Origin of the sequence: Enterobacter cloacae complex sp. SHL020 (genome assembly GCF_049236945.1) — a bacterium.
Taxonomy (GTDB): domain Bacteria; phylum Pseudomonadota; class Gammaproteobacteria; order Enterobacterales; family Enterobacteriaceae; genus Enterobacter; species Enterobacter dykesii.
This window is the reverse complement of record NZ_JBMKJF010000001.1, coordinates 594,912-616,891: the sequence shown is the minus strand read 5'-3', so window position 1 is coordinate 616,891 and position 21,980 is coordinate 594,912. Positions and strand designations below refer to the sequence as shown.

Here is a 21,980-nt window from a genome sequence, read left to right as displayed (position 1 = left end):
TTCCTGGCGGTTAAAAAATGCACGTGATTTCAGGGGGAGCAATCAGTTTTTCTAGAGTATTTCAGGCAGTAACTGCTCGATCACGCTGACGACCTTTCTGACGCGCTGCGGAATAAAGCGGGCGTCAGGATAGACGGCATAGAGGAAGCGATCGGGTAATCGCCACTCGGGCAGCACCGGCACCAGCGTGCCCGTCTGCAGCGCCCTGGCCACGAGCGGTCGCTGCATGCCGCCGATACCCATGCCGGACTCCAGCGCCTGCAGCAGCGCGTCGCTGGTGTTGGCACGGAAAACGGTATTCACGTTGACCTCGACCGTTTCCTCGTCAGAAATCAGGCGCAGGGGGGCATCCAGCGGAATACCGCTGAACCGTACGTGTGGCAGCGTGGTCAGTTCGCTGACGGCGTGTACCGCCTGAAAACCGGGAGCGGCAAACAGCGCGGCTTCAATCCGCCCCAGTACGCGAGCCGCGTGCGCCTGCGGAGGCTCACTGCTCAGCCGTATCGCGACATCCACGCCCTCCGTCACCAGATCGGCAAGGCGGTCATCCAGGGAAATCATCAGCTGCAGTTCTGGATGCAGGCGCTGTAGCGCCAGCAGATGCGGCAAAATGATCTGCCCCAGGCCGCTCGGCAACTGGACATGGACGCGTCCCTGAACGCGATGGTCGGCAGGATGTAAACGCCTTTCCGCTTCCCCCATGGCGTCCAGCATAAGCTGCATATCACGCCGGTAACGTTCACCCTGTTCGGTCAGCTTCATCGTACGCGTCGTACGGTGCAGCAGCACCACGCCAAGCTCATCCTCAAGCGCCGCGATCTGTTGACTGACGGCGGACTGCTTAATACCTGTCTGCCGGGCGGCCGCCGAAAACGAGCCCGCTTCAGCGACGCGTAGAAAGGTAGAAATGGCGGTGAGCTTATTATTCATTTAATGATTCTGCTTATAAGTGCCATCGGTTTCAGGGGATATCTTCAGAAAAAATAATAGATCACACTGCGTCTGTCACCCTTTGCGGAGAAACACCATGAATAAGATGCAGCAACACAACGTCGCCCTTGTCGCGGGCGCCAGCGGCATTGTCGGCAGACAGCTGGTCAACACGCTCCTGCACCATCAGTGGGAGGTGATTGGCCTCAGTCGCCGCGAGGTAACCCACCCGGACGGCATTCCCATGGTGAACGTCGATTTACTGGATGCGCAGGATACCGCACGGGCGCTGGACGCCCTGAGCGGTGTCACCCATATCTTTTACAGCGCCTGGGCGAACGCGGCGAACTGGACGGACATGGTTGAGCCGAACGTCACCATGCTGCGTAATCTGGTCAGCACCCTCGAAAAAACGGCACCTTTGCAGACGGTAAGCCTGATGCAGGGATACAAAGTTTATGGTGCGCATCTCGGGCCGTTTAAAACCCCGGCGCGGGAAAGCGATCCCGGCGTGCCGGGGGCCGAATTTAACGCCGCGCAGCTTGCGTGGCTCAGTGAGTTTCAGCGGGGAAAGCGCTGGCACTGGAATGCCATCAGGCCGGGTGTGGTAGGAAGCCCGGTGCCGGGCAATGCCATGAACCTTGCGCTGAGCATCGCCCTGTACGCCTCCCTGTGCAGGGCGCTGGGGTTACCGCTGCGTTTCCCCGGTTCGGAACAGGCCTGGCACAGCATCGTTGACCATACCGACGCCGGGCTGCTGGCCGAGGCCACGGTGTGGGCCGCCGCGTCACATGCGGCACAGAATCAGGCGTTCAACGTGAATAATGGCGATATCTGGCGCTGGAGCGAGCTGTGGCCGCGCATCGCACGCTGGTTTGAACTGGACTCTGCGCCGCCGGTGAGGCTGTCATTTCATCAGCTGTTTAACGACTATCGCGGCGTATGGCGCGAGCTTGCCGAAGAGCGGCTGGCGGAAGCGGATATTTTGCAGCTGAGCGACGGGCATTTTGCCGATTTTGTCTTTGGCTGGAACTACGACATGTTTGGTGACGGGAGCAAGCTGCGCAGGGCGGGCTTTACGCAAATGCAGGCCACCGATGAGATGTTTTTCCGCCTGTTCGCGCAGCTGAGAGCCGCGCGGATTATTCCCTGACCGTAAGGGTTGTTGTCATCAACGATCGGCGCGTTATACTCACGCGTTAATAAAAAAGGTATGGCGGGACAGAGGGATGCACGAGAGTTTAAAAATGATATCAGTCGCGCTGCCCCTCATTGCGCTTTTCATTCTGTTAAGCTTTTTTGTCAGACGCATTCGCCAGGCAAAACGCATCATTTCAGACTGTAACGGGATGAAAAAGATATCTGCCAACCCGTCGATATTTGGCGGGAATGCAGGTAAAACCTGGTTTTATGATGATCAGTTTTTATATGAAGTTAAAAACAACGCCACCCGTAAGATTGCGCTGGCTAACATCATTAAAATCGGGCCGGGAAATACCGAAATAAATAGCAGGCGGGTCTGGATTGTTATTTACCGTGATGGTGCTAATGAAAAGCAGGTGCAGTTTTATAACAATCTCACCCTCTGGAATCACAACTTCACGGCTTTTCTGGCAGCGGTAAAAAGTGCCAATCCTGAAGCAGTCGTTAAAGAACGATCAATCCTCAATCTGTGAAATTATCCCTGCCGGGCGGCCAGCTCGTGACACAGCGCGCCAATCTGCTCCACGGCGTTCAGCAGGCGGGGCGTAGGTTCGTTTGCGCAGTTCAGCCGCAGAAAGTGCGTTAACTCTGCGGCAGGGGAAAACAGGGGGCCAGGGCTGACGCCAATGCCCAGCGCCAGCGCGCGACGGTGCACCTCCAGCGCGTTGACCCGCTGAGGCAGTTCAACCCACAGCAGGAAACCGGCAGCGGGCACGTTAACGCGCGTACCGGGTGGAAAGCTCGCCTTGACCTGCGCCACGACGGCGCGAACGCCCTCTGCGATCCGGCGCTTCAGCCGCCGCAGATGGCGATCGTAGTCGCCGCTCGCCAGAACCTCGCTCGTCGCCGCTTCCAGCAGCGGGGCGCCAGCCCATTCTCCGGCCATGCGCGCCTGTAAGACCTGCGGGGAGTAGCGTCCGGCGGCGATCCAGCCGATTCGCCATCCGGGCGCAAGCGTTTTAGACAGAGAACTGCAGTAGATCACATTCCCGCTCTGGTCGAACGCCTTGCAGGCCGGAGGGCGTTGCCCCTCGCCGACCAGGTCACCGTAAACATCGTCCTCAATCAAGGGAATACCTGCCTCTTCCAGCAGGGCAACCAGTTCCTGCTTACGCGCGACGGGCATGCTGGCACCCAGCGGGTTTTGCACGGTGGGCGAGGCCAGAACGGCCGCGGGGCGGTGGCAGCGAATGGCGTCCGCCAGCGGTTCCAGCAGCAGGCCTTCCACAGGGTCGGTGGGGATCGCTAAGGCCTTCAGGCCTAAATCCTCCAGCAGCAGGAGCGTACCAAAGTAGGCTGGCTGCTCAATCGCCACGACGTCACCCGGCTGGCACACGGCCCGAAGGGCCAGGCGCAGCGCCTGCGTCGCGCCTGCGGTAATAATGAGATCGTCCGCGCCGAACCGGGCTCCCCACTGGGCAGAGCGCGCGGCAATCTTGCTTCGCAAATCCCGCCTTCCCGGAGGCAGGCTGTAGCTCTGTCCATGCGCGTCCAGACGACGGCCCGCAGAGTGCAACGCCCGCTGCAGCGCGTCTCCCGGCAGCCACGCGGGATCGGGCAGGGCGGCGCCCAGCGGGATCAGCCGGGCTTCTGCACTGCTGAACAGCGACCGGGCCACGGCGGACAGGGTGACGGGGACCGGGCCCGGCGTGGAGCGCGCGGGCTCCGCGCGCGCAGGCTGGCTGGTCTGACGGATGTAATAGCCTGAACGCGGGCGCGCAACGATCAGCCCTTCAGCCTCAAGGCAGCGAAGGGCCTCCAGCGCCGTCGGAAGGCTAACGCGCTCGCGTTCGGCCAGTTTGCGCGCGGAGATCATCCTGTCACCGGCGCGCAGCGCGCCGGACGTAATGGTAAAACGCAGCATATCCGCAATACGGCGATAGTGAGGAGAGGACTGGGACGGGGCAGACATGGGTAACTGTTCAGGCTAATTTTCGATAAAACTGACTATACAGCCATTGATGCGCGCCATCTATAGTGTCCGGCATGTTCAGGACAAGGAGGCATTATGCAAAGCGATAACTTCAACATTTCCACCTATTTCAAACGCATAAACTATACCGGACCGGCGGCTGCCGATACGGCCACCCTGCATGCGCTGATGCGCCATCAGCTCTTTTCCGTTCCCTTTGAGAATCTGGACGTGCAGGCGGGCAAAGTTGTATCGCTGGCGCCAGACGATATTGCCGATAAGGTGCTAACGCAGGGGCGCGGCGGCTACTGCTATGAGGTGAACGGGCTTTTTGCCATGGCGCTGGAGGCGTTAGGGATCCCTTACCGTTTTGTGGCGGCGCGCCCGATGTTCTACCCCGCGCGGCGTCCGAAAACCCACATGGCGATCGTCGCTGAGGTAGATAGCCGACAGTGGCTTTGCGACCTCGGGTTCGGCAGCTACGGCATTCGCGCGCCGATGGCGCTGGACACGCTTGATGTGGATATCACGCAGGATTTCGACACGTTTCGGCTAAGCCGCAGCGCGGAGGGCGAATATCTGCTTGAGGCGAAGGTTGAGGGAGAGTGGGCCCGGCAGTACGGCTTTGATCTCACCCCTCAGGAATGGATTGACTTCGTTCCGGCCAACTACCTTAACTCCACGCACCCGGATGCGATCTTTGTGCAGAAGCGGGTGGTGGTGCAGCACAGCCCGGAGGGACGCCAGATTTTGCTGGGCGATGTGCTGAAAACCATCACGGTGAACGGCACTGAAACGCGGAAACTGGCGGAGGATGAAATCCGCCATGTCCTGAAAGACCGTTTTGCGCTGACCGCCGCGTAATCTGTCGGGGAACGAGGGTGCCTCAGCGCAGTCCGTCTTCTGCGGCTTTGCGCTGATCGCCCCACTGTAACAGCAGGCTAAACGACGCGGGTAACACGGTCAGCGTCACCAGCGTCGCGGCCAGCAGCCCGCCGATAATCGCATAGGCCATTGGCCCCCAGAAGACCTGATGAGAGATTGGGATCATGCCCAGGATGGCGGCGCAGGCGGTCAGGCAGATGGGTCTGGCCCGGTGCTCCGCGGCTGCCATAATCGCGGCATCGTTTGCCATCCCCTGAGCAAGATTACCGTCAACCTCGCTAATCAGTATCACCGCGTTGCGCACGATCATCCCCGCCAGGGCGATGACGCCCAGCAGCGCGACAAACCCCATCGGCGTGCCGCCGGGCAACATAGCCAGCACGATCCCCGGCAAGCCAAACGGGGCCATCAGGAGGGCCAGCAGCATCCGGGAATATCGCCGCAGCTGAAGCATCAGCAGCAACAGCATGAGGACCAGCGTTACCGGAAGAACGGTAAAGACGGAGCTGTTCCCCTTGTCCGATTCGGCAACCGCGCCGCCTTCTTCAATGCTGTAACCTGCCGGCAGGCTCGCGCGCAGCTTGTCGACCGCCGGACGCAGCGCCGCGGATACCGCTTCAGCCTTCATCCCCGGGGCAAGATCCGTTTGCACCGTGATAAAGGGCACGCGCTGGCGACGCCAGACGACCGGATCGTCCACGCCCCAGACCGGCGTCGCGACGGCGCTGAGCGGGATTTTTTTACCGTCATTCCCCTGAATCGTGAGCGAGGAGAGGGTGGCGGTGCTGTGACGTGCATCGTCCGTGGCCCGCAGCACCACGTCGACAAGGCGGTCATTATCCCTGATGGAGGTGACAACGCTGCCGGACCAGACGGTGTTCAGCGTGCGGGCGAGGCTTTCTGACGATATTCCCGCCGCCCTGGCTGCCGTCTGATTTACCTTTAAGGTAATGACCCTCTCCGGCTCTCCGGCCGTCTGGTTAACGTCGCGGGAGAACGGAGACCTGCCAATCGCGTCCGTGAGGCGGTTCGCCAACGCCCGGACCTGCAGATAATCAGGCCCGCTCACCCGGTATTTGATGGGCCAGCCGACGGGCGGCCCCAGCTCAAGGGGCGACACGCGCGTGATGATGTCGCTAAACTGCGTCGCCAGGATCCTGTTCAGCTGCGCATGCAGACGATCCCGTGCTTCAAGATCTTTAGCCACCACGACCATCTGGGCGATATTTTCATTTTCCAGCAGCACGTCCATCGGCAGGTAAAAACGGATGGCGCCGGACCCGACGTACGTCGAATAGCGATCGATATTGCTGTTTCCGGCCAGCGCCTTTTCCAGCTTTTTCACCTCTCTTAGCGTTTCCGGCTGCGACGCGTTGGCCGGAAGCGTCAGGCTGACCAGCAGCTCTGGCCGGTCCGAAGCGGGGAAAAACTCGCCCTGCATAAACGTCGTGCCGTACGCTGACAGCCCCAGCGCGGCAAGCGCAATCAGCACGGTAGCCACTCGGTGACGCAGTGCCAGGCGTAAAAGCCGTCCGTATCCGCGCGCGATCCTGCCGGGGCCTGCAGCGTGATGTCTGACTTTTTCCGGCAGCAGCCACGTGCCCGTCAGCGGCGAAAACAGGATCGCGACAGCCCAGGAGCAGAGCAGGGCAATGAGCACCACCGCAAACAGGGAAAAGCAGTATTCACCGGCGCTGGAGGCCGCAAAACCAACGGGGATAAAGCCGGCAATCATCACCTGAGTCCCGGTGAGCATCGGGAAGGCCGTCGTTTTGAATGCATGGGTGGCCGCGTGCCGACGGGAATCCCCCGCTTCCAGCCGGGAGACCATCGTTTCGACGGCGATCATCGCGTCATCCACCAGCAGGCCCAGGGCAATGATCAGCGCCCCGAGCGAGATACGCTGAAGGCCAATACCGGCGAGCATCATGCCGGCAAACGTCATGGCGAGCACCAGCGGAATGGCCGTCGCCACCACCAGTCCGGCCCGTAACCCCAGCGAGACAAATGAAACCGCCAGTACGATAACAACGGCTTCGATAAGCACCCGCAGAAACCCGCTTACCGCGTCACTCACCACCGCTGACTGATCGGCGACTTTCACCATCTCGATACCGTGCGGCAGCCCGGCGCTGAGGGCCGCCATTCTGTCATTCAGCGCGGCGCCGAAACGCAGCATGTTGCCCGTTGGCGCCATCGACACCGCCAGCCCGATAGCCGGTTTGCCGTTCACCCGGTAGGCCGGGGCCGGTGGCTCGGCGATTTCCCGGGTGACGGTGGCAATGTCGGTCAGCGGAATATAGCGATTGTTCACGTGCAGCGTGACGGCGCGTAAGCTCTCCTCGGTCGTGAGCGCACCGCTGACCTTTAACGCCATGTTCTCTTTTTCGGTACGCATCGTTCCTGCCGGGACAACGGCGTTTTGCGCCCGGAGGGCGTCGGCAACCTCCTGAATATCGAGCCCCATCCCGGCCAGGCGCGCCGGAGAAAAGGCGAGAACCCACTGCTCCTGCTGTTCGCCCAGCAGGGTGGTTTTTCCTATATCCGGCAGGGACATCAGCTCGCGACGTATGGTCTCTGCGCGATCCCGCACCTCCCGCAGGGTGAAACCTTCGGGAATAAAGGCATAAATTGTGCCGAACGTGTCGTCAAACTCGTCGTCCACGGCAGGGCCCTGCACCCCTTCAGGCAGGGACGGCGCGATGTCCTGCATTTTTTTGCGAACCTGATACCAGATATTGGGCACGCGTTGCGGGGGCGTATCGTCACGAAGGTTGACGTGTATAACGGTGCGTCCGGCCCGGGTTTCACTTTCGAGATAGTCCAGCCAGGGCGTTTCCTGCAGCTTTTTTTCAAGCGTATCGGTCAGCAGACGGGTGGTATCCGCCACGGAGGCTCCCGGCCACTGCGCGGAGACGACGGCCGTTTTAATGGTGAACGCCGGATCTTCGTTACGCGGCAGCTTCTCATAGCAAAACACGCCCATCGCAATCACCAGCAACATCAAAAAGCTGACCATCTGCTGGTTCTTCAGCGCCCAGGCGGAGAGGTTAAATTTGGCTTCCGGTCCCGCGTTCATGGCTGAACCTCTCCGGCAACCACCGGCTCGCCGGACCGCAATGTGCTCACGCCCGCCGTAATCACCCTGTCGCCTGGTTCAAGGCCGGAGGCAATCATGACGGAGGTGGCCGTATAGCTCGCGGGCATCACCGCGCGCAGCTGCGCCCGCGACTGCGGGGTAATCACAAAAACGGCCGGTTTGTCGCCGATGCGGGTCAGCGCCGACGCGGGAAGGGTGTAGCCGCGCGGGGCTGACGATGGCAACGTGACGGTAACGCTGGCGCCCAGCGCCATGGCCGCCGGCGGGTTTTGCAGGGTGGCCCTGACGCGCCAGGTGCGGGTCTGAGGATCGGCCTGCGGGGTGATATCCCGCAGCGCGGCAGACGCCTGTACCGACGGGTCGCTGAGCAGGGAAACCCGCAATTCCGCCTTATCCAGAGGCGGGATCGCATCCGGAGTGGCAATATCGAACGCCACGTCGCGACCTTCTCCGGTCGCCAGCGTCAGCACGGACTGGCCGTCGCTGACAACCTGTCCCGCAGAGGCGTTCACGGCGGTGATGACGCCCGCCTGCGGCGCGATCAGGCGCGTCCAGCCGAGGCTTTCGCGGGCATTTCGCCAGGCGGCCTCGCTGCTTTTTAAGCGCGCGCGGGCGACAAGCCAGTCCGCACGGGCGCTGTCGAGCTGCGTGCGGGCTATCGCGCCCGTTGGCATAAGCTTTTGCATTCGACTGACGTTAAGCGCGGCGACCTGCGCCGAGGCTTTGGCACCTTCATAGTCGGCCACCGCGCTGTCGAGCTGGTTTTGCCCGGTCGTGTAGTCAAGCGTGGCCAGCAGCTGTCCGGCAGTGACACTGTCACCAATATCGACGCTACGCGTCAGTATCCGGCCCCCGGTGCGAAAGCTCAGGGGCGTTTCATCGTGGGCATGGATCTCACCGGTTCTTTCCTGCGCGGGAAGGGGCTGGGCGGCCCCGACAACGACGTAGCGTACCGCTCGCGCGGGGTCGGGCTTATTTTCGTGTTTATCACCGCAGCCGGTCAGGGGAAAAATCGCCAGCGCAAGCAGGGCCAGGGGAAGAAAATGCAGCCAGGAAAGGGTGCGCGCCACGCCGTACAAATGATGCAGGCAGTGGCGGAGGGAGAGAAAGAATTCGTCTGACATAACGCCGCTCCATAAAGGGAATGGCGTTATTAAATGCGGGCTACGTCGAGAAAGATTCGACGTTCTGTCAAGGCTTTATCAAGAGTGAAGATTTTCATTACCGGACGGATGCCAGGGCAATAAAATGTGCACGGCGAGGCCGCCGGTTTCCGGTAACGACGCGCTAATCTCACCCCCATGCGCCTCGCAAATCGCCCGGGCGATGGACAAACCGAGGCCGCTGCCGCCGGAATGCCGCGCGCGGGACTGCTCCTCGCGGCTAAAGCGTTTAAACATTTCCGGTAAGAACTGGGGCGACACGCCCGGCCCGTCATCGGTAAATTCGAGGATGTAATGACCGCTGGCGTAGTGCAGCGCCACCTCGAGGTGGCCGCCCTCGCGTCCGTAACGTAGCGCATTTTCCATAAGGATAGTAACGACCTGTCCCAGACGGAACGCATCGCCTCTGAAGGGGCTGGGGCGCGGGTTGCGAAGCGTTATCCGGAAATGATGCGCGTCAGCCTCGGGCATGATCCAGGCAGCCCGCTCCTGAATCAGCTCATCCAGACTAAACGCCTGGTCCTCCAGCACGAGGTTACCCGCGTCGGCAAGCGACAGAAGGTGAAGCTCATCGGTGAGGCGGTTGAGGTGCTGGAGCTGTTTCATCACCATGCCGAGCTGCGCCGGGCTGGCATCAAACACGCCGTCTAACATGCCCTGCAGACGCCCGATGGCGGCCGTCAGGGGTGAGCGCAGCTCGTGCGCCATCGCGACGTGCGAGGCGCGGAGCTCTTTTTCATAGCGGGCGAGTTGCCCCGTCATGGAGTTAAAGTCGGTCGCAAAGCTGACCATTTCAGCCGGCGCATCCTTGATAAGTTCCGCCTGACGGCCAAACTGCCCGTCGGCGACGTCCTTTGCCGCATCGCGAAGGCGGCTGAACTGCAGCGCCAGCGGCCGGGCGTGTTTGAGCCCCATCACCACGATAAACGGGATCATCACCAGCACCAGCAGGGCCACCGTGGCCCAGTCGGCTGAGGCGATAGACGGCGTGGAATAGCTCAGGCCCCACCAGGTGTCCACAATCGAGTGGAAGCGGGCCGGATTGGCCTGCGGGTTCTGGCTGAGCGTCAGAAACTCCTGGCGGACCGCCGCTGGCATTTTGCCCATTATCCAGTAGTTCTGAACCGCATAGCGCAGCCACATGCAGGTGGCAATGACGATCACGCTGCCGATAGCCAGCGCCAGGATACGCGCGCAAATCCAGCGCCACAGAGAGGAGTGCTGATTTTTAATCATGGCTGTCTGAACCTGTAACCCACGCCGCGAACGTTGATCAGCACGCCGGAGATCCCCGCCGCTTCGAGTTTTTTACGCAGGTTATAAATATGGGTGTCCACCACGCGCTCCAGCGCTTCGCTTTCCGGCAAACAGTGCTCCAGTAAATACTGACGGGAGAACGGGTGCGCCGGCGAACGCAGCAGCGTTGCCAGAAGCGAGAATTCCGTTGGCGTAAGATCGAGCATCACGGGCGCGTCGCCGCCGTTATCCACGCTCGCCACAATGGCGGCCACGTTCACCTCAAGCGTTTGCCAGCGAAGGATCGCCTCGTCCGTCTCTTTTTTACTGCTGCGCCGCAGCACCGCCTGCACCCGAGCCACCACTTCCCCCGGATGATAAGGCTTCACAACGTAATCATCGGCACCGTACCGCAGGGCACCAATACGGTCGGGGGTATCCCCCATGGCCGTGACCATGATCACCGGCACATCGCTTTTACGACGCAGGCCAGCCAGCACTTCGGTGCCGTTAAGCCCCGGCAGCATCACGTCCAGCAGGATGAGGTCGGGCTTCCACCGCTGCGCCATATCCAGCCCGGAATGACCGTCTCCGGTTATGGTCACGTCGTAATTTTCCCGCCGTAAATAGGCTTCGAGCACGCCAGCCGCATCGGCGTCATCTTCAATAATCAGCACTCTTCTGGACAACATCCGTTCACCTTGACCATTTCTTAACACTATCCCGACGATTCATTGATTCAGCCAAATCATACTGCGCCCACATTGTGTGGCCGCCCCCGTATCAGGAGGCGCCAGCGTCCGTATGGAGAGCAGTATGATAGCGATAAAAAAAGTCCTGTATATGTCCGTCCCGCTTCTGATGGCCGTGAGTTCTGGCGCGCAGGCGGATGATGGCGCCGCGTCCGATTCCCTCACCGTCGGGCTTGGGGGGCAGTATGCCCCACGTTACTCAGGCTCAGACAAGCAGGTGTGGCAGGTGGTTCCGGTGCTGCAGGGCCGTAAAGGCGCTTTCTTTATTGAAGCGCAAAAAGGGGCGGGATATGACCTGCAAAACGACAGCGGCTGGTATTTCGAACACACGCTGGGCTACGACTTCGGAAGGGCTGAGAAAAATTCTGGCTGGCGTGAGGGCGCAAACAATCTGAAAGGGATGGGGGACATTGATGCCACCCTGAATACCGGCCTTGCCGTCGGCTGGCAGGCCGCGCCATGGCTGAGTATGGAAGGCAAAGCGACGCTGCCGTTAACGGACAGCCAGGGGGCAAGCTATCAGGCCTCCGTGACGCTGATCCCGGTACAAAATAATCAGGACACGGTCGCCTTTCAGTCTGCGGCCCTGTTTGGCGACAGCCGTTATCTGAATACCTGGTATGGGGTCAGCGAGCAGCAGAGCCGCCGCAGCGGCTATCACCGCTATGCTGCGCCGGGTGGATTCTATGGCGTCGACACCAGCCTGACCTGGAGCCATCAGTTCGATGCCCACTGGGGAACGGTTCTGAGCGCGGACTATACCTGGCTTGGCGATCGTGCGAATAACAGCCCGATCGTGATGCGGCGCAATGAGGGGGCTGCAACCGCCGCTATCACCTGGACATTTTAAAATCGCGGAGCACGAGGGGACGAGAGGATTATTTCTTCTTATCCATCATCGCTTTTAAATCGGCAAAGGGGTTAAACGTGGCGACGCCCACGTCTTTTTGCGCGTCTTCCCCGGCCACCACGGTGGTGCCGTACTGATCCGCTTCGGTGTATTTCGAGTGTTCATGATCGTGGCAAAACAGGCACAGCAGCTCCCAGTTGCTGCCGTCTTCCGGGTTGTTGGTATGGTCATGATCGATATGGTGAACCGTGAGTTCACGCAGGTTGGAATAGACAAATTCGCGCGAGCAGCGTCCACACACCCATGGATAGATTTTTAATGCTTTTTCGCGATAGCCGCTTTCCAGCCGCGCGTAGTTTTTGGGGATCAAAGCCATTGCCGGTTTTACCTGCCAGGAAAAGAGAGGGGGAGATTATATCGTATTATGGAGCGGAATGACGAACCACACTACTCAGTCAATTTATTTGATGCTTTCCGTTAAATAAACGGCATTTATTCTTACCGGGTAATGCGTAAAGTGGACAGAACGCAATGCATTATCAGGACACATGGTTATGAAAAAGATCGGGTTTTTATCCTTTGGTCACTGGACGCCTTCACCGCAGTCCGGCACGCGCTCGGCGGCAGACACGCTGCTGCAGTCCATTGATTTAGCCGTGGCGGCTGAAGAGCTGGGGGCAGACGGCGCCTATTTCCGCGTGCACCACTTTGCCCGACAGCTGAGCTCGCCGTTCCCTCTGCTGGCGGCCATTGGCGCAAAAACGAAAACCATCGAAATCGGTACCGGCGTAATTGATATGCGCTATGAAAATCCGATGTACATGGCCGAAGACGCGGGCGCGGCGGATCTGATTTCCGGCGGTCGTTTGCAGCTTGGCATCAGCCGCGGCTCGCCGGAGCAGGTCATTGATGGCTGGCGTCATTTCGGCTATGTCCCGCAGGAAGGGGAAAACGAATCGGATATGGCGCGCCGTCATACCGAAGTGCTGCTTGAGGTGCTGCGCGGTGAAGGCTTTGCCAAACCGAATCCACAGCCGATGTTCCCGAATCCGCCGGGGCTGCTGCGCCTGGAGCCGTATTCTGAAGGGCTGCGCGAGCGCATATGGTGGGGGGCCGGTTCCAATGCGACGGCCGTATGGGCCGCAACGCTGGGCATGAACCTGCAAAGCTCAACCCTGAAGGACGATGAAACCGGCGAGCCGTTCCATATTCAGCAGGCAAAACAGATCCGCGCGTACCGTCAGGCCTGGAAAGAAGCGGGGCATACGCGCCAGCCGCGGGTGTCGGTCAGCCGCAGCATTTTTGCGCTAATGGACGACCGCGACCGGATGTATTTCGGTGCCAGCCGCAACGACAGCGATAGCGTGGGCTACCTTGATGAGAAAACGCGCGCGATCTTCGGGCGCAGCTATGCGGCGGAGCCGGACAAGCTGATTGAACAGCTGAAAAAGGACGAGGCGATTGCCGAAGCCGATACGCTCTTGCTGACCGTGCCGAACCAGCTTGGCGTGGACTACAACGCGCATGTTATTGAGTCGATCCTCAAGCATGTGGCGCCAGCAATGGGCTGGCGCGATTAACTGAACAGTGGGGTTGCTCAGCCTCGTGCTACTTATGGCTCATATCGCTCAGCAGCACGGCGATGGTTTGCCCGCCCGCCGTCTGTTCCAGGCCAATCTTGACGATAATGGTCAGCGGAACGGAAAGTAGCATGCCAACGGGGCCGAGCAGCCAACCCCAGAATATCAGGGATAAAAAGACCACCAGCGTAGAAAGGCCCAGCCCTCGTCCCATCATGCGTGGCTCAAGAATGTTACCGAACACCAGGTTGATGACCAGGTATCCGGCCAGCAGGATCAGCGCGTCATAAAGCCCGCTGAAAACCAGCACCTGAAGGATAGGGGGGATTGCCGCCAGCACGGAGCCGATGTTGGGAATGTAGTTAAGCGCAAACGCCAGTAACCCCCAGACAAACGCAAAGCGAACGTCCAGCGCCAGAAGCATCGCCCAGACGACACCGCCCGTGACCAGGCTAATCGCCGTTTTCAGCACCAGATAGCGGGAGACGCTGTCCAGCGCGCGTTGAATCGCTCCCATTCCCTCAACCGGACGGACCATCATCTGCTGCAGCTTTGCGGGCAGCTGCGGCACCTCCAGAAGCATGAACACCACCGTTAAAAACAGCAGGAAAATGGAGGTCATGGCATTGGAAAGCTGAGCCAGCAGGCTGGTGACGATCGTCATGGCCGCGTTGGGGTCGATATATTTCAGGAGTTCCTCAACCGAGACTTCGATACCCGCGCGCTGCAGCCAGGGTTCCAGCTGAAGTAGCGGTATCGCCAGCGAAGAACGGTACTTCGGCAGCGTTCGCGCCAGTTCATTGAGCGAGGTCCCCAGATACGCCACCAGCAAGACCATCGCCACAATGATGATGCTGATAAGCAGCGTAATCGCCAGCACGCGCGGGATGCGTAGCCGCGTCATGCGCTGCACCAGCGGGTTAAGGATCACCGCAACAAACAGGGCCAGAATAAAGGGCACAATAATGTCGGCGGCAAAACGAACGCCCGTCAGTATGATCACCAGCATGCCCAGCATGATGACAATTTTTAACCCGTTCAGGGTAATAATGGGTTTAGCCATGGTGACTCCGAATTTTTCTTTATATTTATAATAAAGGTGAAAGGCGTTGCAATAAACTAACCAAAATCAAACGGTATGGGTAAAGAATTGCAAAGACTTTGAGTAAAATCCTGGCTTATGGTACAAATCTGGTGTGTTTAACTACCGAGGACAATTTTCATCCGCAAAGACGAGAAGCAACAACGCGGATAATTGTAATTTTATGGACAATATGTTCAGGACGTACTCTTCAAACAATACCGCTGTCTACTCCACTTCTTTCTGCCTGCTTTCTGGTGAGCAACACTGGCGCACCGCACTATAGTCACTTCTTCTGCCTGAGCTGGCGCTAAGCGCTTAGCTGTCTGATTTCAATTCGTATTTTTTGGTTTGCTGCACGCAGCGGGCCACGATGGATTATATTCTCAAGCAGGAGAAAAACATGTTTTACTGGATCCTATTAGCGCTGGCTATCATCGCTGAAATTACCGGCACGCTGTCTATGAAATGGGCAAGCGTCAGCGATGGCAACACCGGTTTTATTTTGATGCTGGTGATGATTTCGCTTTCTTATATTTTCCTCTCGTTTGCGGTGAAAAAAATTGCGCTGGGCGTGGCGTATGCACTGTGGGAAGGGATCGGTATTTTGTTGATTACGCTGTTCAGCGTGCTGATATTTGACGAAACATTAACAACAATGAAGGTCGCCGGATTAACGACGCTGGTCGCGGGTATTGTGCTGATTAAATCCGGTACCCGAAAGCCTGGCAAACAGCCGAAGGAGCAGAACCATGCAACAGTTTGAATGGGTTCATGCGGCCTGGCTGGGGTTCGCCATCGTGCTGGAAATTCTGGCTAACGTTCTGCTGAAATTCTCCGATGGTTTTCGCCGTAAACTCTATGGCCTGATGTCGATTGCCGCGGTTCTGGGAGCGTTCAGTGCGCTGTCTCAGGCGGTAAAAGGGATCGATCTTTCGGTGGCCTATGCGCTGTGGGGCGGTTTTGGTATCGCCGCTACCCTGGCCGCAGGCTGGGTACTCTTCGGCCAGCGCTTAAACAACAAGGGCTGGATGGGACTCATCTTGCTGCTTGCCGGCATGATCATGATAAAACTCGCCTGACAGACCTCTCGCCATGATTTACAGGCAGCGAAATTCGCTGCCTGTATTACGCTTAGAAAAGCAAAACATGAAGAGGATGGCTGATGTATCGCACATTAAGCTGGCGCAATATTCCCAATGCGAGAACGTTGTTTGCCATGGTCTTTATGGCGGGCATCGGCTTAATCATCTCCATCATCGCACTGCTCTATCTTTCCCTGCATCTTATCAGCACCAAAACCAATGAAATTGATGAACACCGCACGGCGCTTTCCGTGCAGGGGGCCATTCAGACATCGGTTAACCGCGTCTCCTCTCTGGTGCTGGATAACGCCGTCTGGGACGATGCGGTGCGGGAGGTCTACCGTCCTGCGCTCGATACCGACTGGCTGTACAACACCTGGGGCGCCGGTTTTAAAATCAACAACCTCTACGACGGCACCTTCGTGCTGGATGAACATTTCAACGTCCTCTGGGGATCCTTTCAAAGCCGTCCCTTTAACGAAAAAAACCTCGACTTCTTTGGCAAGGGGCTCAAAGCGCTTATCGACCAGCACGGGCGAGCGCTCGTGGGTGAAAAAAATATCTATGCCGGGATCAGCAAAACGCGAAGCGGCGTCGCCTTTGTGGGTATTGGGTTGATTCGCCCGATGGTCGGAAGATTACAGGTTACCGACGGAACGCGCCGCTATCTGGTGATTACCCGTCATCTGAACGCCAGAATATTATCCGACCTGGGGGCGACCTTTCAGATCGATCGCCTCAACTATACCCCCGAAAAAATCGACGATCGCAGCATGCCGCTGCACAGCGCGGCGGGGGAGTTAGTCGGATATCTGAACTGGCAGGCGCGGCTTCCAGGCGCACAGGCCGCCCGGGCGGCATCCTCTGATATCAGGCAGATTGTGGTGCTGGCCTCGGGGCTGATCCTGCTTTTCATTCTGGTGAGCAGCGTGGGGCTGTACAAACTCGCGCGCGGTGAAAGCCAGGCGCGTCTGGTCGCAAGAACGGACTGGCTAAGCCATCTGCCAAACCGGCGTGCGCTCATCGAAGCGCTGGACCACGTGAGTTTACGCGGTGATATCGACGTCAAAAGCGTGGTGTTTATCGATCTGGACGGTTTTAAAGATGTGAATGACATCTACGGCCACAGCGTGGGAGACGATCTCATCGTGGCGATAGCGAAAACGCTGAGTGAACGCGTGCCGACGGGTGGAATGCTCGCGCGCATGGGCGGGGATGAGTTTGCCATGACCATCGGCGGAGATGATGCAGAGGGGCAGGCCACCGCCTTTGCCGCTTCGGTGCTGGATTTTTTCACCACCCCGGTTCAACTGGGGGAACGCACCATCCATATCGGGGCCAGCATTGGTATCGCCAGCGGAACTCTGATTGAATGCACCAGCTCAGAACTGTTTCGCCGCGCTGATATTGCCATGTATCACGCTAAATTGAGCGGGAAAGGGCGTATCAGCCACTATGACGCGGAGCTCAACAGCGTCCGGGAACGCAAGCTGGCGATTGAAAATCAAATTCGTGACGGTCTTGAACGCGATGAGTTTGATGTCTGGTATCAGCCGATTATTGACGCCCACAGCCAGACAATGAGCAGCGTCGAGGCGCTGGTCCGCTGGCCGCGTCGCCCGGAGGGGCCGCTTGGGCCGGATATTTTTATCACCATTGCGGAGACCAGCGGTCTGATTTACAAGCTGGGCCAGTTTGTGTTGCAGCGGGCCTGCCAGGATCTGCAGCCTTACGGCGACTTAAAGCTCTCCGTGAATATCTCCCCCGCGCAATTTCGCGATCCTGCATTCGAAGAAAAAGTGGCCAGCGTGCTGGAGACCACCCGTTTCCCGGCCCACCGACTGCAGCTTGAGGTTACGGAGTCGTATGTACTGGAAAACCCGGAGCGTGCCCGCATGGCGATAGCCAATCTTAAAGCGCTGGGTACGGCGGTGGCGCTGGATGACTTTGGCACCGGCTATTCCAGCATTGGCTATTTGCGGCGTTTTAACTTCGACACCATCAAGATCGATAAATCCCTGGCCGGGCTGGTGGACCACGATGAGCAGGCGGCCGCGCTGGTAAGCGGCACGGTGCGGATCGCCAATGCGCTGGGCATGGCGGTGGTGGCAGAAGGGGTGGAAACCGAGAAGCAGATGAAACTGCTGCGGCTGGCTGGCTGCGATCAACTGCAGGGTTTTTGGTTCAGCCAGCCGATGCCGATTGAGTCAATAAGAGCGTTACGTAAGGTCAGACGCTGCTGATTTACTGCTGCGCCAGCGCTTCCAGCTTGTCGCGAAAGCCTGTCACGGACAAGGCCCGGTTATCTGCGCGCCAGCGATCTTTCGCCGCCGGTGCAGAGCTCTGCACACCGATCAACTGCCAGCCGTTATCTGTCTTCAGCATCAGCGGTGAACCACTGTCGCCCGGCAACGTATCGCATTGGTGCGAGAGTACGCTGGTTTGCGCCCAGCCCGTCACAATACAGTCGGTATGCGTATAAAGCGTATCCAGATGATCGACAGGATAGCCTGACTGCGTCACCTTTCGGTCGGCGGCTTTCAGCGCGGCGGTGAGTGCGGCCTTGTCGCCGTCAAATAACGGCAGCGGCGTAATGCCCGAAGGCGGGTAGCGTAAAACGATCAGGCCAAAATCCCATGAGGCGGCCCCCGGCGGCACGATCCAGCCGTCGCCATCCGGCTTCAGGCGTTTGCCGAGAGACGGATCAACCCGTCCCTCAATGCCGTGGATTTCATAGCGCCAGGTCCCTTTTTGCGACACAAACCGCAAGGCAACCGCTTTATCCGGCTTGCCGTTTGGCGGCGTTAACAAGCAGTGGCCTGCCGTCAGGGCAAGCTGTGGGGTGATCAGCGTCGCGGTGCACAAGTTACCGCTGGCGGTTTCCAGTTGACCTATAGCATCCCAGGGCGCCTGGGTGGGATCGGCGACGCGCGTACGATCGTCATGACCGAAAAAAAGCGTCTTTAGCTCTTTTGCGCTAATGGTGTCATCACCGCCATCATCCGCATGTGAGAATCCAGAAAAAAGACCAAACGTTCCCAGTAACAACACAACAGATTTACGCATATCACACTCTGGTGGGGGTAATTATGATTATTAAAAGTGAACCCTATGAAAATACTATAGACGGGACAGCGCTAAAGTGGGAGTAAAATCAGCGTGCTACAATCAGGAAAGATAAAAATGGCTGGCGATGAGCGCGCATAAAATAAGCAGGATCAGAATCAGCTCAAACCGATAGCGTCGCAGCATACGCCCTCCGGAAATAAAAAAACGGCGCGGAACCTGTTCCGGTTCAGCGCCGGTTTACCAACGTGCCCCGAAGGGCACGGTTAAGCTTGTACTCTTACGCAGCTGGCTGTGCAGCTGGTTTAGCAGCTTCGTGTTTTACTGCTTTTTTGTGATGCTTTTTAGCAGCCTGCGCTTTCTGTTCTACAGCCGGTTTGGTAGCTTTTTTGTGGTGCTTTTTAGCAGCCTGCGCTTTCTGTTCTACAGCTGGTTTGGTTGCTTTTTTGTGGTGCTTTTTAGCGGCCTGCGCTTTCTGCTCTACAGCTGGTTTAGCGGCTTTTTTGTGGTGCTTTTTGGCAGCCTGAGCTTTCTGCTCGGTTGGTGCTGCGGTTGCTGGTGCAGCGGCTTCTTTTTTCGCTGCAGCTTTGTGATGTTTCTTATGGTGAACCGCTTTTGCTGGCGCAGCGGTGGTGGTTGCAGCAGGCGCGGCAGCCGGTGCAGCAGTTGCGGTAGTGTCAGCAGCAAATGCAGCAGAAGACAGACCCATAGCAGCGGCAACAACCAGAGCTAATACTTTATTCATTCTCATACCCTCGAATTTGGTTTTTCATTTAACCCCACTGCGGGGCCGTTGAAATAACTATATCCCTGTAAATTCGAGGTTTCCGTGAGTGATTGGTATCGGCGTGTAACGGAATGTACAGAGGGGAGGAAAGTGTACGAACAGGCCAAACGCCGCTGCTCGTACGGGCCTCTGTTATTTGTTCAGTGTGGCCAGAATAGCCGCCGGAGACTGACTGCCTATAATCGTCCGTGATTCAGGCTCGATCACCACCATTACCGGGGTGATGCTAATGCCCAAACGTTCTGCCAGGGCAGATTGCCGCGCGATCAGATCGGAGCAGGCTGTGGTGGTGTCGTTATCCGGTAAAAATCCCGCCATCGCTTGTTGCAGGCTTTTGACCTTATCGGTTGAACACCAGACGCGCCCCATATCTTCAATTACCGAGTCGCGAATGGCGTTGGGCGCAACGGTCAGAAACGACATCGTCAAACCGGCATCCGTATATTGCTTAACGTTTTTCACTACGTTGCTGCAGTAAATGCACTGATTATCAATAAACACCAGCAGCTTATATTTTTCTGCAGGAGCCTGAAACGTGATGGGCTGGAGGTCTGCAAGAGAGCGGGTAATATCGTTGAACGCGTCTTGCGGGGTATTATCCGTGGCTGCGAAAGTACTTAAACTGGTCGCACACAGAATGGCTAACATCGTTTTCATTATGCCTTTCATCATTCATCCCTTTATTTTTTTAATCCTGACCTGATGGCAGTCTCATTGTGTCGGAAGGACACGCATTCATACACCCGACGCAATCATGACAACATGTGCTAAATCATATTCTTATTGAAAAGGGTGAGAAGAGTGCCGGAGCAGGCTCCGGCAGAGGGATTAAAGATAACGGGAGGTCAGATGTTCGCGGAAGTAACGGATATTCAGATCTTCGCCCGTCGCCTGGGTGATTAATTGCGACGTGCTGAAGCGGCTGCCGTGCTGCCAGATGTTCTGACGCAGCCACTCAAAGAGTGCGGAAAAATCACCTTCGGCGATGGAGGATTGCAGACCCGGCAGTGCGGTTCTGGCGGCATGGAACAGCTGCGCGGCGTACATAGCGCCAAGCGTGTATGACGGGAAGTAACCAAAACCGCCGTCGGTCCAGTGGATATCCTGCATACAGCCGTTGCGGTAGTTGTCTTTGGTGGATAATCCGAGCCAGGCCTGCATTTTCTCATCCCACAGGGCGGGAATATCGTCCACCTCTATCTCGCCGTTGATCAGCGCGCGCTCAATCTCATAGCGCAGCACCACGTGTGCCGGGTAGCTCACTTCGTCCGCATCGACGCGGATATAGCCAGGTTTCACGCGCTGGTTCCAGGCAATGAAGTTCTCTTCGCTAAACGCCGCCTGGCTGCCAAAGCGGGCGTGTACCGCAGGGAGAAGATGCCTGAGGAAGGCTTCACTGCGTCCCAGCTGCATTTCAAAGAACAGGCTCTGTGACTCATGGATCGCGGTTGAGCGCGCCAGCGCAATCGGCTGTCCTGCCCACGCGCGCGGCAGGTTTTGTTCGTAGCGGGCGTGTCCGGTTTCGTGGATCACGCCAAACAGCGCGCTGAGCAGCTCATCTTCGTCATAGCGCGTGGTGATGCGCACGTCCTCCGGGACGCCGCCGCAGAACGGGTGCGCGCTCACGTCCAGGCGACCACCGTTAAAATCGAAGCCGAGCATCTTCATGGCTTCCAGGCCCAGCTCACGCTGTGCTGCCGTCGGGAAGGGGCCTTGCGGAGGAATAAACGACCGTTGAGCCTGTTTTTCCACCACGTTAGCCAGCAGGTCCGGTAGCCAGGACTTCATATCGCCGAACAAAACGTCCAGACGCGCGCTGGTCATGTCGGGTTCAAAAATGTCCAGCAGCGCGTCGTACGGCGTACAGCCTTTGGCTTCAGACCGCAGGCGAGCCTCTTCGCGGCTGAGTTTGACCACCTCTTTCAGGTTGGCGGAAAAACCCTGCCAGTCGTTGGCGGGGCGCTGAGTACGCCAGGCGTGTTCACACTTGCTGCCTGCCAGGGATTTCGCTTCCACCAGCGATTCCGGCAGCAGAGTAGCCTGCTGGTAGTGGCGCGTCATTTCGCGCAGATTGGCCTGTTCGACGTCATTCAAATCTTCACCTGCCGCCGCCGCTAACAGGTCGCCGACTTTTTTATCGGTGAGGATCTGGTGTTGCAGGACGCTCATCTCCGCCAGCGCTTCGCCGCGCGCGGCGCTGCCGCCCGGCGGCATCATCGTGAACATATCCCAGCTGGCGATAGAGGAGAGGTGAGAGAAGCGGGAGAGACGCTGGAAGGTGCGGGTGAGTGCCTGATAAGCCGATGATTTTTCCATTCTTGTTCTTCCTTATCGTTTTGGGAGTATTGAG

21 protein-coding genes are annotated in these 21,980 nt (G+C 58.2%); 9 read left to right on the top strand and 12 right to left on the bottom strand.

Annotation, left to right across the window (positions count from 1 at the left end; all coding sequences use genetic code 11):
* Positions 1–51: 51 nt before the first annotated feature.
* Entirely contained in the window at positions 52–930 is an 879-nt protein-coding gene (locus tag ACOTZB_RS02900; RefSeq protein WP_421626466.1) for a LysR family transcriptional regulator, read from the bottom strand.
* A 97-nt stretch (positions 931–1,027) separates the two neighbouring features.
* On the opposite strand from ACOTZB_RS02900, the gene ACOTZB_RS02895 reads away from it, so the two are divergent.
* Both ACOTZB_RS02895 and ACOTZB_RS02890 read left to right on the top strand, forming a co-directional pair.
* Positions 1,028–2,083, top strand: coding sequence for an SDR family oxidoreductase (locus ACOTZB_RS02895; RefSeq protein WP_421626465.1), 1,056 nt, complete (start codon positions 1,028–1,030; stop codon positions 2,081–2,083).
* A 76-nt stretch (positions 2,084–2,159) separates the two neighbouring features.
* On the top strand, positions 2,160–2,606 hold the full coding sequence (locus tag ACOTZB_RS02890) for a hypothetical protein (protein WP_421626464.1): 447 nt from the start codon (positions 2,160–2,162) through the stop codon (positions 2,604–2,606).
* A gap of 2 nt (positions 2,607–2,608) precedes the next feature.
* Here ACOTZB_RS02890 and ACOTZB_RS02885 read toward each other — a convergent pair whose 3' ends face one another.
* Positions 2,609–4,045, bottom strand: a complete 1,437-nt coding sequence (locus ACOTZB_RS02885; RefSeq protein ID WP_421626463.1) for a PLP-dependent aminotransferase family protein — start codon at positions 4,043–4,045, stop codon at positions 2,609–2,611.
* A 96-nt stretch (positions 4,046–4,141) separates the two neighbouring features.
* On the opposite strand from ACOTZB_RS02885, the gene ACOTZB_RS02880 reads away from it, so the two are divergent.
* Entirely contained in the window at positions 4,142–4,909 is a 768-nt protein-coding gene (locus tag ACOTZB_RS02880; RefSeq protein WP_421626462.1) for an arylamine N-acetyltransferase family protein, read from the top strand.
* Between the two features lie 22 nt (positions 4,910–4,931).
* Here the strand turns inward: ACOTZB_RS02880 and ACOTZB_RS02875 are convergent, their stop codons facing one another.
* From ACOTZB_RS02875 to ACOTZB_RS02860, 4 genes are all read right to left on the bottom strand, one after another.
* Entirely contained in the window at positions 4,932–8,009 is a 3,078-nt protein-coding gene (locus ACOTZB_RS02875; protein ID WP_421626461.1) for an efflux RND transporter permease subunit, read from the bottom strand.
* Positions 8,006–9,154: an efflux RND transporter periplasmic adaptor subunit gene (locus ACOTZB_RS02870; protein WP_421626460.1), complete on the bottom strand. Its 1,149-nt coding sequence runs from the start codon at positions 9,152–9,154 to the stop codon at positions 8,006–8,008. Before ACOTZB_RS02870 ends, ACOTZB_RS02875 begins: the two co-directional genes overlap by 4 nt.
* Positions 9,155–9,232: 78 nt before the next feature.
* Complete coding sequence (locus ACOTZB_RS02865) at positions 9,233–10,429, bottom strand: sensor histidine kinase (protein WP_193804474.1); 1,197 nt, start codon at positions 10,427–10,429, stop codon at positions 9,233–9,235.
* A complete protein-coding gene (locus tag ACOTZB_RS02860; RefSeq protein WP_133548707.1) occupies positions 10,426–11,121 on the bottom strand; it encodes a response regulator in 696 nt (231 codons plus the stop codon). Before ACOTZB_RS02860 ends, ACOTZB_RS02865 begins: the two co-directional genes overlap by 4 nt.
* Positions 11,122–11,245: 124 nt before the next feature.
* Between ACOTZB_RS02860 and ACOTZB_RS02855 the strand changes: the two genes are divergently transcribed.
* Positions 11,246–12,031 carry a MipA/OmpV family protein gene (locus ACOTZB_RS02855; protein WP_421626459.1) on the top strand — a complete coding sequence of 262 codons (786 nt, stop codon included), beginning with the start codon at positions 11,246–11,248 and terminating at the stop codon, positions 12,029–12,031.
* Between the two features lie 28 nt (positions 12,032–12,059).
* Here ACOTZB_RS02855 and yajD read toward each other — a convergent pair whose 3' ends face one another.
* On the bottom strand, positions 12,060–12,407 hold the full coding sequence (gene yajD / locus ACOTZB_RS02850) for an HNH nuclease YajD (protein ID WP_003857471.1): 348 nt from the start codon (positions 12,405–12,407) through the stop codon (positions 12,060–12,062).
* Between the two features lie 178 nt (positions 12,408–12,585).
* Here yajD and ACOTZB_RS02845 point away from each other — a divergent pair, with 178 nt between their 5' ends.
* Positions 12,586–13,611, top strand: a complete 1,026-nt coding sequence (locus ACOTZB_RS02845; protein WP_193804472.1) for an LLM class flavin-dependent oxidoreductase — start codon at positions 12,586–12,588, stop codon at positions 13,609–13,611.
* A 28-nt stretch (positions 13,612–13,639) separates the two neighbouring features.
* On the opposite strand, the gene ACOTZB_RS02840 is transcribed toward ACOTZB_RS02845, so the two are convergent.
* Entirely contained in the window at positions 13,640–14,674 is a 1,035-nt protein-coding gene (locus ACOTZB_RS02840; RefSeq protein ID WP_047651326.1) for an AI-2E family transporter, read from the bottom strand.
* Positions 14,675–14,807: 133 nt separating this feature from the next.
* Here ACOTZB_RS02840 and ACOTZB_RS02835 point away from each other — a divergent pair, with 133 nt between their 5' ends.
* The 4 genes from ACOTZB_RS02835 (at position 14,808) to ACOTZB_RS02820 (ending at position 18,020) form a co-directional block, all read left to right on the top strand.
* Positions 14,808–14,978, top strand: a complete 171-nt coding sequence (locus ACOTZB_RS02835; protein ID WP_085930315.1) for a hypothetical protein — start codon at positions 14,808–14,810, stop codon at positions 14,976–14,978.
* A 117-nt stretch (positions 14,979–15,095) separates the two neighbouring features.
* Positions 15,096–15,458 (top strand): multidrug/spermidine efflux SMR transporter subunit MdtJ, encoded by a 363-nt coding sequence (mdtJ, locus tag ACOTZB_RS02830; protein WP_421626458.1) that lies wholly within the window; start codon positions 15,096–15,098, stop codon positions 15,456–15,458.
* Positions 15,445–15,774, top strand: a complete 330-nt coding sequence (mdtI, locus tag ACOTZB_RS02825; protein WP_008502462.1) for a multidrug/spermidine efflux SMR transporter subunit MdtI — start codon at positions 15,445–15,447, stop codon at positions 15,772–15,774. The genes mdtJ and mdtI overlap by 14 nt, the downstream gene beginning before the upstream one ends.
* A gap of 83 nt (positions 15,775–15,857) precedes the next feature.
* Positions 15,858–18,020: a bifunctional diguanylate cyclase/phosphodiesterase gene (locus ACOTZB_RS02820; RefSeq protein ID WP_193804471.1), complete on the top strand. Its 2,163-nt coding sequence runs from the start codon at positions 15,858–15,860 to the stop codon at positions 18,018–18,020.
* Position 18,021: 1 nt separating this feature from the next.
* Here the strand turns inward: ACOTZB_RS02820 and ACOTZB_RS02815 are convergent, their stop codons facing one another.
* From ACOTZB_RS02815 to ACOTZB_RS02800, 4 genes are all read right to left on the bottom strand, one after another.
* Positions 18,022–18,843 (bottom strand): trypsin-like serine peptidase, encoded by an 822-nt coding sequence (locus ACOTZB_RS02815; protein ID WP_421626457.1) that lies wholly within the window; start codon positions 18,841–18,843, stop codon positions 18,022–18,024.
* Positions 18,844–19,123: 280 nt separating this feature from the next.
* Entirely contained in the window at positions 19,124–19,588 is a 465-nt protein-coding gene (asr, locus tag ACOTZB_RS02810) for an acid resistance repetitive basic protein Asr (RefSeq protein ID WP_032657610.1), read from the bottom strand.
* 174 nt (positions 19,589–19,762) lie between these two features.
* Complete coding sequence (locus ACOTZB_RS02805; protein ID WP_226855153.1) at positions 19,763–20,287, bottom strand: thioredoxin fold domain-containing protein; 525 nt, start codon at positions 20,285–20,287, stop codon at positions 19,763–19,765.
* Between the two features lie 171 nt (positions 20,288–20,458).
* Positions 20,459–21,946 (bottom strand): carboxypeptidase M32, encoded by a 1,488-nt coding sequence (locus ACOTZB_RS02800; protein ID WP_421626456.1) that lies wholly within the window; start codon positions 21,944–21,946, stop codon positions 20,459–20,461.
* Positions 21,947–21,980: the final 34 nt, after the last annotated feature.